This window comes from Neobacillus mesonae (genome assembly GCF_023715155.1).
In the GTDB taxonomy this organism is placed as follows: Bacteria; Bacillota; Bacilli; order Bacillales; family Cytobacillaceae; genus Neobacillus; species Neobacillus mesonae_A.
Map to the genome: position 1 here is coordinate 37,092 of NZ_JAMBNQ010000037.1, position 15,833 is coordinate 52,924.

9 protein-coding genes are annotated in these 15,833 nt (G+C 39.5%); 4 read left to right on the forward strand and 5 right to left on the reverse strand.

Annotation, left to right across the window (positions count from 1 at the left end; all coding sequences use genetic code 11):
• Positions 1–65 precede the first annotated feature (65 nt).
• On the forward strand, positions 66–815 hold the full coding sequence (locus tag M3183_RS21660; RefSeq protein ID WP_251472887.1) for a glucose 1-dehydrogenase: 750 nt from the start codon (positions 66–68) through the stop codon (positions 813–815).
• 84 nt (positions 816–899) lie between these two features.
• On the opposite strand, the gene M3183_RS21665 is transcribed toward M3183_RS21660, so the two are convergent.
• Complete coding sequence (locus M3183_RS21665) at positions 900–1,982, reverse strand: DUF1646 family protein (protein WP_251472889.1); 1,083 nt, start codon at positions 1,980–1,982, stop codon at positions 900–902.
• Between the two features lie 301 nt (positions 1,983–2,283).
• On the opposite strand from M3183_RS21665, the gene M3183_RS21670 reads away from it, so the two are divergent.
• Together M3183_RS21670 and M3183_RS21675 are read left to right on the forward strand one after the other, a co-directional pair.
• The gene (locus M3183_RS21670) at positions 2,284–3,135 is read left to right on the forward strand and encodes an alpha/beta hydrolase (protein WP_251472891.1); all 852 of its coding nucleotides are present in this window, start codon (positions 2,284–2,286) and stop codon (positions 3,133–3,135) included.
• Positions 3,136–3,331: 196 nt separating this feature from the next.
• Positions 3,332–4,576, forward strand: coding sequence for an aminopeptidase (locus tag M3183_RS21675; protein ID WP_251472894.1), 1,245 nt, complete (start codon positions 3,332–3,334; stop codon positions 4,574–4,576).
• 266 nt (positions 4,577–4,842) lie between these two features.
• Here M3183_RS21675 and M3183_RS21680 read toward each other — a convergent pair whose 3' ends face one another.
• Positions 4,843–5,829: a C40 family peptidase gene (locus M3183_RS21680; protein ID WP_464514143.1), complete on the reverse strand. Its 987-nt coding sequence runs from the start codon at positions 5,827–5,829 to the stop codon at positions 4,843–4,845.
• Between the two features lie 673 nt (positions 5,830–6,502).
• On the opposite strand from M3183_RS21680, the gene M3183_RS21685 reads away from it, so the two are divergent.
• A complete protein-coding gene (locus M3183_RS21685; protein WP_251472899.1) occupies positions 6,503–7,477 on the forward strand; it encodes an IS110 family RNA-guided transposase in 975 nt (324 codons plus the stop codon).
• 1,611 nt (positions 7,478–9,088) lie between these two features.
• Here M3183_RS21685 and M3183_RS21690 read toward each other — a convergent pair.
• The 3 genes from M3183_RS21690 to M3183_RS21700 form a co-directional block, all read right to left on the reverse strand.
• Positions 9,089–10,231: a mannitol-1-phosphate 5-dehydrogenase gene (locus M3183_RS21690; protein ID WP_251472902.1), complete on the reverse strand. Its 1,143-nt coding sequence runs from the start codon at positions 10,229–10,231 to the stop codon at positions 9,089–9,091.
• A gap of 5 nt (positions 10,232–10,236) precedes the next feature.
• Entirely contained in the window at positions 10,237–12,315 is a 2,079-nt protein-coding gene (locus tag M3183_RS21695) for a BglG family transcription antiterminator (protein WP_251472905.1), read from the reverse strand.
• A 254-nt stretch (positions 12,316–12,569) separates the two neighbouring features.
• Positions 12,570–14,474, reverse strand: coding sequence for a PTS mannitol transporter subunit IICBA (locus M3183_RS21700; RefSeq protein WP_251472907.1), 1,905 nt, complete (start codon positions 14,472–14,474; stop codon positions 12,570–12,572).
• Between the last annotated feature and the right edge of the window lie 1,359 nt (positions 14,475–15,833).

The window sequence follows — 15,833 nt, forward strand, 5'->3', positions numbered from 1 at the left end:
CGGAAACTGGATGGGAAATCCACCGATATGTTATTTTATAAAACAGGAAGGATGTGTAAAATGCAATGGATTTTATAAATAAAACGGTGATTATCACAGGTGCCGGCAACGGAATCGGGAAAGGAATTGCACTTCTTTATGGTAAAAAGGGAGCCAATATCATTGCGGCAGATATTGATGAAAAGGCAGGCGCTCAAACTGCCAAACTGATTAATGAGCAAAACGGCAAGGCTGTTTTTGTGAAAACAGATGTAAGAAAGGAAGAAGATATCGTCAATCTAATGGAAACAGCGCATCACACCTATGGCCAGATTGATATTTTAATCAATAATGCTGGGAAGGCAGTGTTTAAATCGCCTTTTGAACTGGGAATCGAGGAATGGGATGATGTGATGAACACCAATTTACGAAGCGTCTTCCTTGGATCTAGAGAAGCTGCGAAATATATGCGTCAAAACAAGGATGGCGGCTCCATAGTGAATATTGCTTCAACAAGAGCCATTATGTCAGAGCCGCATTCTGAATCCTATGCAGCAACAAAAGGTGGAATTGTCGCAATCACTCATGCACTGGCAGCTTCTTTTAGTCAAGATCAGATTACGGTTAATGCCATCTCCCCGGGGTGGATTGAAACAGGAGATTATTCAACGTTAAGTAAAGCGGATCATGAACAGCATCTATCAGGGCGTGTCGGCAGACCAGATGATATTGCACGGGCTTGTCTTTATTTGACCGCTAGGGAAAATAACTTTGTAACAGGCATTAATCTTGTGGTGGACGGCGGTATGACGCGGAAAATGATGTACCTTGAGTGAGCGTACTGAAGATTAATACAGGTTAAAAAATTCACTTAAAAAAAGGTTCTATTCCTCCCATTAAGGAGAAATAGAACCTTTTTTTTAGATGACAAGAATGATAGCAAAGTAGATGACCATCGCAGCTAAACCAATTGGGAAGGCAAAGCGTGCATATTCACCGCTGGTAATTTTTAATTTACCTGCAGCAATAATGTTTGGTATATTTCCAGGTATTAACATACCGCCGCTGATCAGAAGTCCCATCAAAATATCTTTAATGGTTTCATCATTCATAGCAGGGCTGATTTCTGCGGCCGCCAATGTGGCATTATCCAATATGGCTGAAACCATGTTAATCCAATACATCACCAGTGGACTCAAATCAAGTAAATAGGCTTCAATAAACGGCTCGAATCCTGCACCTAAGAACGTCAAAGCCATAACAAACAAGTAAATCTTTAAACTGCGGATCACAATTTCTCCGTAAGACTCTTTCTCTGAATGAACTTCCTTATTTGTATCCGCTTCCTGGATTTCTGCAGATGACTCCTCAAGCTCCATCCCAGCAGCAATTTCTGCCTTACTAGTATCGAATTTATTTCGAGGCTTTACTACAAATGCGGCAACAATCCCAAAAATAATGACAGCAGGGACGACAGACATACCTACTAATTTAAATAGATAAAAGAAATCCTCATTTAATTTGCTTACCACAATAGTGGAGAGAGGTTCACCAATTGGCGTTAACACAGCACCCAAACCGATGGCAAAACAGGCTAAGACAATTAATTTAATCTCAGACTTTCGATCAAGCCGTAAAACACTGACTACAGCCACAAGAATAATCGCTGCAATAATAGCGGTAATTATACTTGAAAGCAGCCCAAGGATAATGACAAACAGTGCGATGAACAAGCGATAAGGCATAACATTGCTAATCCATACAATTCCTTTTTCAATAGGACTTTGGAACCAGCGGAACAAGAGACCCGCAAATAACACAGCCAGCGTAATGCTGATTGGGTGAACAAGAGCTTCCTTCACAAGCGGCCAAGAAAACACCTGGCTTACCAATACAGCAGAAATTCCCATGATAAATAAAAATACTTCCAAGTTACGCTCGACAAATTTTGTAAATGGCAAGAGTAGTACGAGCAGCAAGATGATAGATAAACCAATGATCATTATGCAATTTCCCCCTTTTAATTTTAAAAAAATATAAAAAAGGAGCCTGTCACCAAGGGACATAGGTATCCCTTGGTGACAGACTCCTCCTATAAAATAAAAATATGAAATTATCAAATCATAGATTAATAGCTACTCTTTATTTTAACATAGGGGAATTTATTTGACAATTATGGATTTGGGACTAAGGAAAGAAATTTCTGATAAATCGGAGTCCCAATCAGCGTTATCTTACTGCCCGTTAATACAGGATAAACATTCCTTTTTAGGACATTCTAAAAGAAAAGAAAGGGTGATATGTTTGAAGTATATTAAGATGGGATTTTTTCGATTTATTATGTTACTGTCCATTCTTCTTATCACTATTTTATCCGGCCATCCACAGGCTTTGGGTAAAGAATTCAAACAGATGAATCTTTCATATGGGGATGGTTCTAAACAAAAGCTGGATATCTATTCACCTCATATTGAGAGCGGCAGAGTGTATCCTGTTATTGTTTATGTACATGGCGGAGGATGGATGAGGGGAGATAAAAGTAATGTTGCTGGTAAGCCTTCCTTTTTCACCAATAAAGGATATGTCTTTGTTTCGGTCAATTACCGCCTCTCTCCTAAAGTACCATACACTCAAATGGCCCAAGATGTCTCCTCTGCCGTTAAATGGGTCTATGATCACGCAGAACAATATCATATAGATAAAACTAGAATTAATTTAATGGGCCATTCCGCTGGAGGCCATTTGGTCACACTTATTACCACGAACCCGAACTTTTTAAACCAAGCCGGCCTTTCTCAGGCAGCGGTAAAATCGGTTGTAAATCTAGATGGACCGATTGATCTAGAGGAATTTATTCCGAGAAACAAGAAATATAAACCTGTCTTTGGATATAATCGACAAGGGTGGGCAGCAGCATCCCCGATCACCTATAGCAATCAACAGCATTTGCCGCCAGTGCTTCTAGTAGGCCCTAAAAAGAATTCCACTGCTAAATATGTAACAATGGCAGAAAAGGCCGGCAATATAGTACAAACATTTACAAGTAAAACATTAACCCATCGGGAAATTACCAAACTTCTTGGGGCAAAAAGCAATTCCGAAGAAGCGATAAATATGACCAAAAGTGTTTCGGCCTTTTTAGAAGCGATTAACTAATGTTAGAGAAAGTCTGTGAGGAATTAAGTGATGGTAAATCAGCAAGGTTTTGGGGTTTTCCTCCATCCTCCGCTTATACATCCTGTTTGCTCTTGAAGCAGGTGTTTTACTCCCCCCGTTAATGCGGGATAAAAGCGTATCTATAGAGAACTATGCTACTATAATATGGTAAAGACAAATTTTGGAGGCATGAAAAATGGTGTTACCTCATTTTGAAGAAAACTTAAAAAAATACGCAAAACTCTTAGCAGCAAAAGGAATTAATGTCCAGCCTGGTGATTGGGTAAAAATGACCATTAATGTTGATCAAGCTCCCTTAGCCCGCTTAGTCACTAAGGAAGCATATGCCTTAGGTGCAGAAAAGGTGATCGTGAAATGGTCTGATGATGAAATTACAAAGATGCATTACCTGCATCAGCCTACAGAAGTATTAACCAATATTCCTGATTATGAAATTCAAGAATCTGAAGATCATGTCTTAAATCACCGCGTCAGCCGATTGTCCATCATCTCCAGTGACCCGGGGCTGCTTAATGAAGCAGATCCCGCAAAGGTTGCTGCATATCAAAATATTGCTGGTAAGGCTTTTAAAGCACAGCGAACCGCAACCCAAAATGATGATCTGAAATGGACGGTCGCTGCAGCAGCAGGTGCCGGATGGGCAGCGAAGGTATTCCCGAATCTCTCTACTTCTGAAGAACAAGTTGATGCCTTATGGGATCAAATTTTTAAAACCTGCCGGGTTTATGAGGATGACCCAATTGCTGCTTGGGATGAACATAAAAAGACATTAAATGAAAAAGCGGCAAAATTAAATGAAATCCAATTTGATGCCCTGCACTATACGGCACCTGGAACAGATTTAACTTTAGGGCTTCCGAAAAATCATATTTGGGCTTGTGCAGAAAGTTATAATCCAAAGGGTGAAGAGTTCATTGCGAATATGCCGACAGAAGAAGTATTCAGCGCTCCTGATACACACCGGATGGACGGTGTTGTACGCAGCACGAAGCCATTAAGCTATGCCGGCACATTAATTGAAGGCATTGAAGTACACTTTAAAGATGGAAAGATTGTTGATATTTCCGCTGAAAAAGGCGATGAAGCGATTAAGAAGCTGGTGTTTGACAATGAAGGCGGCACAGGCTTGGGTGAAGTCGCACTTGTGCCAGACCCATCACCCATTTCTCAATCTGGTATCATTTTCTTCAACACCCTATTTGACGAGAATGCATCCAATCACTTAGCAATCGGTGCAGCCTATCCAACCACTATCCAAGGTGGTACCAAAATGAGTGAAGAGGAATTATTAAAAAACGGTATGAACACGTCCACCGTACACGTCGACTTCATGATTGGCTCTGACAAAATGAACATTGACGGTATTAAACAAGATGGCACGGTTGTCCCAATCTTCCGCAACGGTGACTGGGCATTTTAATGAAAAAAGCGCAAGGCAAGACGGCCTCGGAACAAGTACAGCTTGTGCTGCGATGATTATTCTTAGCAGCATTCCTAAGTGGTCAGCCTTCGGCATAGCAAATGATCTTCTGTCCTAAAAGTCTGGTTTTTGACTTTAAGGGCAGAAGGTTACTTGACCTCAAGGGGCGCAGCTGCTTGGGCTGGGCATTTCAACATTCTGATTGTATAAAGAAATAAGGACGGCCACCATCTTTCTTGATTAAAGATGGTGGCCGTCCTTCCATTTTACCTGACAGATTTCGCCCCTAAATAACGAGGTTTCCAGTATGAATTATTCATGTCTGAAATAGTTACACCTGTGCTTGTACCAGCATGAATAAATTGATTGCCTCCTATATAAATACCCGCATGTGAAGGACCGCCAGTAGTATTAAAATAGACAATATCACCCTTTTGCGGTATTGAAACAGAGGTTCCTGCAGCCCAAAATGCCGCAACAGTTCTTGGAACAGATATTCCTAGTTTCGTATATACATAATTCAAAAAGCCTGAACAGTCAAAGCCTGATGGTGTACTGCCGCCCCATACATATGGGACCCCAATGTATTTCTTTGCCTCTGTAATTAATGCATCTGCATTAAATGAAGAGGCAGCTTTCGGTGCCTTTGGCTCTGAAACTGACGGACCATCAGAAGTCAGCTTTAGAACTTGTCCAACATAAATGGTATCACCTGATAATTGGTTATAGGCCTTTAATTGTGTGACAGTAAGTCCATAGATTTTCGCAATGACAGATAAGGAATCCCCTGATTTTACGGTGTAGGATTTAGGTGTTTGGCTGGTGATTGGCTGGTGGCCGGAAGAAGAGGCATTTGGAATTTTTAACACCTGGCCAACCTTGATTAAATCAGAAGTTAAATGGTTTACCGTTTTAATATCTTCTACGGTTGTACGATAAACTTTTGCGATAACCGATAAACTGTCACCAGACTTTACTGTATATTCTCTGCTGGACGCCATTGTGTCTGGAGCCTGATCCACGGTTTTATTTGGTATTTCTAAAACCTGCCCGACAAAAATTAAATCAGAAGCCAAATGGTTAGCAGATTTTAATTCAGCTGTCGTTGTATGATATTTTTTTGCAATTAAGGACAGGCTGTCGCCGGATTTTACAGTGTATGCAGATGACTGTTTGTTCACTGATTGAGGACTGGTTAAGGAAAGTTCTTGACCAGCAAAGATTGTCGATGATGACAAATGATTATATTGCATAAGATTTTGAACAGACAGATGATTTGCTGCTGCGATTTTCCAAAGTGAATCTCCCGGCTGGACCTTATATGTAGTCCCCTCGGCATTTGCATGATGAGAATGATGTGCAGCGAAAATCCCTAAAGCTGCAACAGTTGTGACGAAGTATTTTTTCAATTACATCAGCTCCTATTTAACAGATTGATATTTTCATATAATGTTTTCAACGAAATTAATCATAACCTGTTAAATAGATTGCTTGTACCCTTAAAAATTTGGTAATTTGGTTTATTTTCTTCGCAAAAGAGGAAATCTATACTGCTTATCGATATACCCAGCAAATAATCCAATGCAGCCATTGATATCTAGATCTATTTTTCTCCTCTATCTGATTCCTTCCCATAGCTAATAAGAAACTCACATGATTTGTACACTCACACCCCAGCATGAAAATTAATCTATACCGGGGTTTTACTTTTTTGTCCATTTTTCCATACTGATAAATGCTATGGAAAGTAACTTTTACGTGCGCTTTTGTGGTGGCTCTACCCTGTATAAGAAACTGTTTAGAATTTGCCTTGTGTACACCCCTATGTCGACTCTTCCATTCTTGAAGATGATCACGTACAGAAAAATGCTGTTTGACCAAGCCTATTCCACTTTCCATAGACAACTATCATGGAGGTTGTTATATATGGATATTTTATTAACTCATTGTGCTGGAATGGATGTTCATCAGAAGGAGATTGTGGTCTGTGCTTTAACTGGCTCTAGTGATGAAGTCACCCAAAAAGAAATCAAGTCTTTTTCAACCTTAACCAAAAGCCTTTTTGATTTGTTGAAATGGTTAGAGGAAAAGGAAATCACCCACATTGCCATGGAAAGTACAGGCATCTATTGGAAACCAGTCTATAATATCCTTGAAGGATATTTTGACATTACGATTGCCAATGCCCAACGAATCAAAAATGTTCCGGGTCGTAAGACTGATGTTTCTGATGCAGAATGGATTGCCAAACTTCTTCGTTATGGTTTAATTGAAAAGAGCTTTGTTCCCTCTCAAGACCTCCGAGAATTACGTGATTTAACTCGATTACGGAAGAAATGGATTGGTAACTTAACTTCGGAAAAAAATAGAATTTCGAAAGTACTTGAGTGTTCTAACATTAAACTTGGTTCTGTTATCTCTGATATTTTCGGTGTTTCAGGACGCAACCTGTTAAATCAACTAGTAAAACAAGGGTATCTTGATAAAGCTGATGTCGATGCAAATATACACCATTCACTTCGTAAGAAGGCTGAAACCATTTCTGAATCTCTTTTTGGAACATTAAATGCACATCAAATGTTCATGATCAAAAGCTCATGGAACCACATAGAGTACTTGGAAAAATCAATTCAAGAGCTAGAAACACGAATTGAGGCAATTCTTACTTCTTATCAGGAAGAAAAGGAGATTCTATTATCCATACCGGGAGTAAAAGACCATACTGCAGCCTGTATTATTGCGGAAATTGGAAGGGATATGAATCAGTTTCCTACATCTAGGCATTTAGCTTCATGGGCTGGTGTGTCACCCGGAAACAATGAAAGTGCTGGTAAAAAAAGTACCAAAAGCGTTCCGGGAAACCCACATATAAAATCAGCTCTATGTGAGTTAAGCTGTTAGTTAAATTTTTTTATAATATCAGAATTTATATGTTTCCGACTTTGAGAATTGTCCAGCGCAAGCAGCCACGTCACTCGATGGTCTACAGCCACTCCTAAATTGAAGGCAAAGAACGCCTTCTATTCAGGAGCGTCTTATGCTATGCCTGAGGCTGACCAAGGCGCTACGCTTTTCTGTGAAAATAGATTGGACGAGCACTTGATAAAGGGTTTTAATTTAGTTCCGAAACGTGTGCTATTTAAATGGATGGTCCTGAGATCATGGGGATGAAACCCTTTTAAACGTGGCATTTTTGAAAAAAGACAATAGTAAATAAAGTGTGTGACTTCAATTTTTAAAAAAATCACAACCTTGACTGAGTATAGTTGTGGAAAGTCTTCAGATCGTCTAACCAGCTTGACGTGGCTCAGAGGAGTGTTGCTTATTAAGAAACAAAGTATAAATAATCCTGAGAACTTTGTGTGCTATAGCCTGTAAAGCTTTTTTCTTACCTCGTCTTGCAGAAAGAGACCAAAAGACATTTGCCATTGAAGTATTTTTCGACCTTGATATTGCCCACGCGACCTCAGAAGTGCTAACAATGGATTAACAATGCAATGCATACGATTTTTAAATAGTGTGTAATTTTTATTATATTACCAAGGTTTAATAGTGTTTTTATTGTTTTTTTACAAAAGAAATCTTGGAGTAAATCACAATAAAAAAAGTTTTATGGGGGGGATGTAAATTAGATGTGATTTATAGTGTGGATTCAAGCGAGAATTGTTATAGTTATGAGGTTTTGTTCTTTCAAATAAATTTGGTCAACTAATAATCTCATTAGCTACTCAGGGTACTCCTTTCAACCAACTTCAGTCGCCAATAACTTGGATTGGCTACCCAAAGTGCTACCACCAACCAGCTTCAGTCGCCAATAACTTGGATTGGCTACCCAAAGTGCTACCACCAGCCTGTTTCAGTCGCCAATAGCTTTCATTGGCTACCCAAGATGCTCCTGCCAACCAACTTCAGTCGCTAATAACTTTCATTAGCTACCCAAAGTGCTCCCACCAGCCTGTTTCAGTCGCCAATAGCTCGGATTGGCTACCCAAAGTGCTCCTGCCAGCCTGTTTCAGTCGCCAATAGCTTTCATTGGCTACCCAAGATGCTCCTGCCAACCAACTTCAGTCGCCAATAGCTTTCATTGGCTACCCAAGATGCTCCTGCCAACCAACTTCAGTCGCTAATAACTTTCATTAGCTACCCAAAGTGCTCCCACCAGCCTGTTTCAGTCACCAATAACTCGGATTGGCTACCCAAAGTGCTCCCACCAACCAGCTTCAGTCGCCAATAGCCTTCATTGGCTACCCAAAGTGCTCCCACCAGCCTGTTTCAGTCGCCAATAACTCGGATTGGCTATCCAAAGTGCTCCCGCCAACCAACTTCAGTCGCCAATAACCTTATTTGGCTACCCAAAGTGCTCCTGCCAACCTGTTTCAGCCGCCAATATTATCTTCAACTTTCCGATTACCAGTGATTCGCTCCCCATAAGTAAACACCTTGAGAATAAACCCAAGGTGCACAAATACCCTTTTTAAAAAAAAGGGGCGAAAACCGCCCGCTTTTCAAGTATTATTTCTTAATCACTTCGTATTGTTTTATAACCTCTTTAGTGATTTCGCTGTTTGCTTCTAATCCTGATACTTCTTGAAGGACAGCCTCAACACCCTTTTCATTGATCATTGCTTGGAGCTTGACGGCTTCCGAATCTTCCTGATAATCAAAACAAAGCGCTGAAGCAATAGCCTTTGCAAGATTTTCGTAAGAAAGTCCTGCCTTTGCTGCTTCTACGGACGGCCTTACAAGACGGTCATTTGGACCCAGTTTTCTTAATGGTGACCGGCCGACTCTTGTCACGGCATCATGTAAATGGGCATTTTTAAAACGGGTAATAATTTTTTCAATATACTGCTGGTGTTCGTCTGCATTTAACCCATATTGTTTAATCAAATAAGCTCCCGTCTCACCAAGTGTTGCCCGGACCTGCTTTACAATTTCCTCATCCGCTAAAGCCTGGTCAATAGTTTCTTTATTCTGTAAGTATCCCAAATATGCAATGACGGCATGGCCGGTATTAACAGTGAAAAGCTTTCTTTCAATAAATGGAGCAAGGTCTGGTACAATCTTCATCCCTTCAACATGCGGGATCTCTTCATTTGCTTCTACAACCCACTCATAATAGGTTTCAACCAATACGTCCAGTGTGCCTTTATTATTTTGCACAGGAACAATCCGGTCAACGGCAGAATTAAAGAAATAGACTTTTCCCGCTAATGCTGCCTTCGTTTCTTCATCTAAATGTTCGAAAATATAACCTTTTAACAAATCTGTCGCTGAGATTTGATTTTCGCAGGCAATGACATATAGCTTTTCGTCCGTTTTCTTTACCCTTTCCGTAATCCCCTTTGCCATCAGCGGAGCGATATAGGGCAAAATATTTGGCCCAATAGCTGTTGTAAGGTAAGTGGCTTTACCAATGGCCTCCACTACTTCCTGTTCCTGTGTTGCATTATTTAATCCTGACACATTACTAATCTTCATGCTCTCTTTTGCGTCGGTTGCTAATTTTACTTGATATTGCTTTTCTTGGTTTAACTGGTTAATAACTTGATCGGCAATATCCACAAAAGTAACATGATATCCCGACTGTGAAAAAAGTGCACCAATAAATCCTCTTCCAATATTCCCTGCTCCAAAATGGACGGCTAATTTCATTTCAATCATTCCTTTATAATATTTGTATGAAGATATTCCAAAAAAATGGTCTCCAGCCTTTCCCGGATCATCTCCTCATTTGCGGAGGAAAACACCAGGATTGCTTCATTGCTTTCAATTAAACTTGTGCTAATTAAACTTACTATTTCCTGCTGTCTGACTGCTAATTCCTCAGGAGCCAGCATAAGTAATAAATTTTTTATAGGCATGTCATTACCGTCCATGCCCCTTACAAAAATAGGATGTTCAAAATGGGTGATTTGAAATACAAGCTTATGAACATTTCGATTCCTGCAGTGAAAAAGAGCCATTCCTGTTCCGGGAATCCCCAGCCCCCCTTTTTTTCCCCTGTCTCTTAAGGAGGCTAAGACATCCTCTATATTTGACAGCAGCCCTTCTTTCTCTGCTGCATATACCATTCTTTGGACAATTTGTTCATGATCCTGTACCGCGGATATCCTGCTGAAACGAAAATTCCCCAGTAATTCTTCAATGCTTTCCTGTACAACTTTCAACTCCTGCAGTACTTCAACAATCCCTGTTTTTGAACGAGGTTTTTCCTCTGGTATTGCCGCGTACCGCTTATGCTCCGTTAATGTCTCCAAGTTATTTCTTAAAAAGCTCTTAATCATTTGAATATTTTCTTCCGTCAAGAGAGGAGATACCAAAATATAATGGACGTCCAAAAACGGAAGCTTTACGGTCGAAATAATTAAATCATAATCCTTTAGATAGTTTTTCCGCTGGACCTCTTTAAATGATTTAATATCAATATGGTCAATTCCGGGGATTTCCTTTTTAATCCGGCTGGCAAGCATCTTGGAGGTTCCAATCCCAGTTGGACATACCACCAGGGCATCAATGGATAATTTTTCTTCCCGCATAACAAGAGCCGATCCAAAATGCAGGACAATATACGCAAGTTCATCATCTGGAAAATCCCCAATCTCTTGCAGCACCTTTTCCATACTGTTTTTTACCGCCATAAATAATATCGGATATTTTTGAATGATTTCCTCTTTTAAGGGATTGAAGAAACCTATTTGTTGTTTAATCCGATATATAGCTGGTTCCAGATGTGCCAAAAGACCTTGATATAAGGAAAAATCATTAGTTAAATCCATGTGCAGCTGAGAGGAGACATCCTCAATCAGGCTTTTAACCAATTTGCTAAGAACAATACTGTCATAGGAGATCTCATCCGCTTCCTGTAACTTTGACCCTTTTAAAATTACAGCTAAATAGATGATATCTTCTTTGACCAATTGGATTGGAAACATTCCTTCAAGGTCCCGCTCTATTTCCATCATTAGCTGATATTCATCTTGCAGCTCATCAGAAAATGCTGCCTCCCCTTTAGCAAGCGGGAAGTCTTCAGTCCTTTGCATCGTTATGCAAATATGTACGACAAATCCAATATAATCGCTATCAGCAAGCCTAAGCCTTGAACCGCCAAATATAGTATTAACTAACCGATCGATGGCAAGAAGATAATCAGGTTTAAAATAATGCAGCACCAGTTCTTGATGGAATTTTCCCTTTTCCAGTAAAAATAGATTTTCAAATAGCTCATCATAAAAGTGAAGCAGAATATAATTGGCTAGGGCGTTTCGCCTGGCTGACTCCGAGCCGGCGATATCAATCCCTACACCTCGTTTTTTTACGATCTTGACATTAAAATGGTCCAGCCAATCTGTCAGTTCATCCAAATAGGTGGTTAATGTCGTAACACTTACTCCGATATCACTTGAAAGAGCCTGAATCTTATAAGCCTCCTCCTGAACTAATGCGACCAAAAGCTGCAGTTTCTTTTCCTTTGGTGTCTCATTAATCGGACTGCTGCCGGCTAAATACTGGCTTAGGCGAAAAATCCGTTCATTCTTTCCTTCAATCAATAAGCCCTTTTCCCCATTACGTTCCAAGTGCAAATCAAATGTATTTAAAACTTTTTCAACTGCTTTTAAATCCCGCTGTACGGTTCTGGGACTTACATTTAAATAATTAGCAATCGACGCTGCTGTCTGTTTCCCTGATGTTTTAAGGATCAATTCAATAATGGCCTTTTCCCTAGCCGTTATATACATGCTACCAGCTCATTTCAGGGTTAGTTAATATGCAAAAAGGGAATAGAAAAACAGCAGACTGCGGCTTTTCTATTCCATCCATTTATTCGATAGAGAAGAAAGTGTATAAATGAAATTTTCAACTTTGAAAAACTATCCGGCGCAAGCAGCCACGCCCCTCAAGGTCACAAACGCATCCTTAGAAAGTTAAAGAACAGCCTTCTGCCGGCTCGTCTTGTACTATACCCTTATGTTGACGCGGCGCTTTCGCATTTCTATTTATCATTTAAGATATCCATGATTTCCTTCGCTGACTTAGCTGCAACTAATTTTTCAATATTAGCCATATCTGAGCAAGTAACTGCAATACCAGATAAAATCTCTAAATGGGTACCATCTTTACCGGCAATACCGAAAATCAATCGTACCTTATTCCCGTCAAAGTCCACACCATTAGGAACTTGTAAAACAGTAAATCCGGATTCAAGAACATCCTTTTTCGCTTCTTCCGTTCCATGCGGGATTGCCACATCATTCCCCATATAGGTAGATGTCATTTTATCCCGCTCAATCATGGCTTCAATATAGCTTTCTTTTACATATCCGGCATCAGCCAATACACGGCCGGCAAAGCGGATTGCTTCCTCTTTTGATGAAAATTCTTGATTTAGGAAGATATTTTCCTCTCGCAATAACGCATCATCGTCCTGCTGAGAAGGACCTGGAACAACGGCTTCTGCTTCTTCAACAATTTCCTGCTGTGCGGCTGTTTCCGGGTTTTTCAACCGGTTCACTAAATTATCGTATTCCGGACTTGAAAGGAAATTATCAACCGAAATATGATAGGCATTTGGAACCTGTTTCTGTGCTCTTGGCGTCAGTTCTTCCTGTGTAATGACAATCTGGGCATCTGCAGGCAGATTGCTGATTGCCGTATTAGTAACAGAGATATCTAGTCCAGCCTCTTTCACTTTTTTACGAAGAAGTGATGCGCCCATTGCACTGGAACCCATTCCAGCATCACAGGCAAAGATTATTTTGCTTACGTTTTCTGGCATTTCGCCTGAATCAGCTGCAAAAACATTGGCAACAGAACTTTTCTTCCCTTTCATTTCCTGCATTTTTCTTGCAGCCTCTTCAATATCCTCATCCTGCTGCTTGCTTGTTTTTAATATTAATGAAGATAAAACAAAGGAAACAATTCCAGCTACAAGGACACCGGCAATATTGGCAAGATAGGTGCTTGCATGCGGTGGAGTAACAGCTAAAATTGCAATAATACTACCCGGTGATGCAGGAGAAACTAATCCTCCGCCTAATAGTACTAATGTAAATACACCGCTCATTCCGCCTATAATGACCGCAAAGAATAACATTGGACGCATTAAAATATATGGAAAGTAAATTTCATGAATCCCGCCAAAAAAGTGAATGATGGCTGCGCCTGGTGCTGACTTTTTGGCATTTCCTTTTCCAAAGAAACAATAAGCTAGGAGAACCCCGATACCTGGCCCAGGGTTAGCTTCAAGCAGGAATAGTACTGATTTACCTGTTTGCTTTGCCTGTTCCAGCCCAATTGGTGAAAGTACACCATGGTTAATGGCGTTATTTAAAAACAAGATCTTTGCAGGTTCGATAATGATACTTGTTAATGGTAAGAGCCCGGTTGCTAATAACCAATCGACCCCTTTAACAAGCCAGCCAGTAAACACAGTAACAGCAGGTCCAACGGCTAAATACGCTAAAATTGCAACAAATCCGCCAAGAATACCTGCTGAAAAGTTATTCACCAGCATTTCAAATCCGGCTTTTACTTTTCCTTCAATCGCTTGGTCAAACTTTTTAATGATATAACCGCCAAGCGGTCCCATAATCATAGCGCCGAGGAACATTGGGATATCTGCCCCAACAATTACACCCATTGTTGTGATGGCACCGACGACACCACCGCGCTGAGCGTAAACAAGCGTACCTCCTGTATAACCGATTAATAGCGGGAGCAGGTAGGTAAGTATTGGTCCAACTAATTTGGCAAGGCTTTCATTCGGAAAGAAGCCAGTTGGAATAAAGAGTGCAGTTATTAACCCCCATGCAATGAAAGCAGCTATATTCGGCAATACCATGGAACTAAGGAAGTTCCCAAACTTCTGAACAGCTACTTTTATATTAGATTGAGCCATTGCTCTCATCCCTTCATCTTAATAATACACACTTAATGGTAGCGCACAGATTCCTTCTATATCAATAATGAAGAAAGTTGACTTTGTCGCTGCACTAAAGACAAAATTAGTTTTTCTCAAATATAAACGAGATATACTGTTTTAAAGGAGCTGAAAAGGTTCTTCTGTGGTTATGGGTCTCTTTTATTGAATATATGGACTCTGTATAAGGTTCAAATATTTTGGGTTTTCTTTTTATTCTGGACAATTTCAATGTTTTTGTATTGAGGTTTGAAAAAAGCTATTGGATAATTACTTTAGAAAATTCCCAATGGAGAATCGTATGAAAAGAAAAATATTCAATTATTGTTAGGCTGCTGTTTTCTTATGTGATTGACTGCTTGTGGTAAATCTACCGCTAATCCTAATCATGACGTTCAAAAGTATGTAAAGGAAAAGTACGGATTTGATATTAATATCATAAACCGGCCTGTTAGTAACGAAAACAATTTGAGAAACATTAACGTTACGGTGGAACGAAAAGATTTGCCTGGCTTTACATTCCAAGTCAAATTAAAAGGGGTTTTTACAAAAAAGTTCAACTGAGATAAGTATGAAGAAAGCAAAAAGTTTTATGAACCGAATCAATATTACTTAAACTCTTCCTTTGTTAAGCAATTAACGCATATAGGTTTTACTCATTCACATTTACAGCGCATATTACATAGTGAAAACCGCCGGAGTAAAGAAGGCTCCTTAGAGGAAGTGGAACTTTACTTATTTAAGCCTAATAGCATTACAATGGTTGACCAGGACTTTCAAAAATTATATTCTGCTTTACCTGCTATTAAGAATAATAAATAAATCCTTAAATCAAGCCGTATATACCTTAGGTAATATTTTTATTAACGATGACCGTTACTCCCAATATACAAATCAGTTTGATTATAGTAAAGCCGGCGGATATTCCGAATAAATCGAATTGAAATCTTTAGATGATATAGATAGTATTCAAAAATTAAAAGAATACGTAATAAAAAATAACGACATTTTGTTAATTGATTATTTTTTTAAGGCTATTCTCGTAAACTATGTTGGTGGTTTATTCTATTTAGGAATAAGCGGACTCTGCGAAAAAGCTGGATTACAGCCCCTTGGAAGTAAAGAATAAGCGGAAGTTTTCCCGTTATTTGCAAAATTAAGAATTCCTGTAGATAGCTCTTTTTACCGTTTGATAAAAATAGAGCCCCTCTGTAAGATGATTATACACACACAACACAAAATCAATCTTAGGAGGAAGCTCTATTATGAAGTTTAAAATGCAAGACAAACAAAATCAACTAATTGAAAGAATTTCGATCAAACATCTTATTGTAGGAA

Coding starts and splice junctions, on each gene's coding strand:
- M3183_RS21660 (WP_251472887.1), top strand. CDS start 66: ATGGATTTTATAAATAAAACGGTGATTATCACAGGTGCCGGCAACGGA.
- M3183_RS21665 (WP_251472889.1), bottom strand. CDS start 1,982: ATGATCATTGGTTTATCTATCATCTTGCTGCTCGTACTACTCTTGCCA.
- M3183_RS21675 (WP_251472894.1), top strand. CDS start 3,332: ATGGTGTTACCTCATTTTGAAGAAAACTTAAAAAAATACGCAAAACTC.
- M3183_RS21680 (WP_464514143.1), bottom strand. CDS start 5,829: ATGCAATATAATCATTTGTCATCATCGACAATCTTTGCTGGTCAAGAA.
- M3183_RS21685 (WP_251472899.1), top strand. CDS start 6,503: ATGGATATTTTATTAACTCATTGTGCTGGAATGGATGTTCATCAGAAG.
- M3183_RS21690 (WP_251472902.1), bottom strand. CDS start 10,231: ATGAAATTAGCCGTCCATTTTGGAGCAGGGAATATTGGAAGAGGATTT.
- M3183_RS21695 (WP_251472905.1), bottom strand. CDS start 12,315: ATGTATATAACGGCTAGGGAAAAGGCCATTATTGAATTGATCCTTAAA.
- M3183_RS21700 (WP_251472907.1), bottom strand. CDS start 14,474: ATGGCTCAATCTAATATAAAAGTAGCTGTTCAGAAGTTTGGGAACTTC.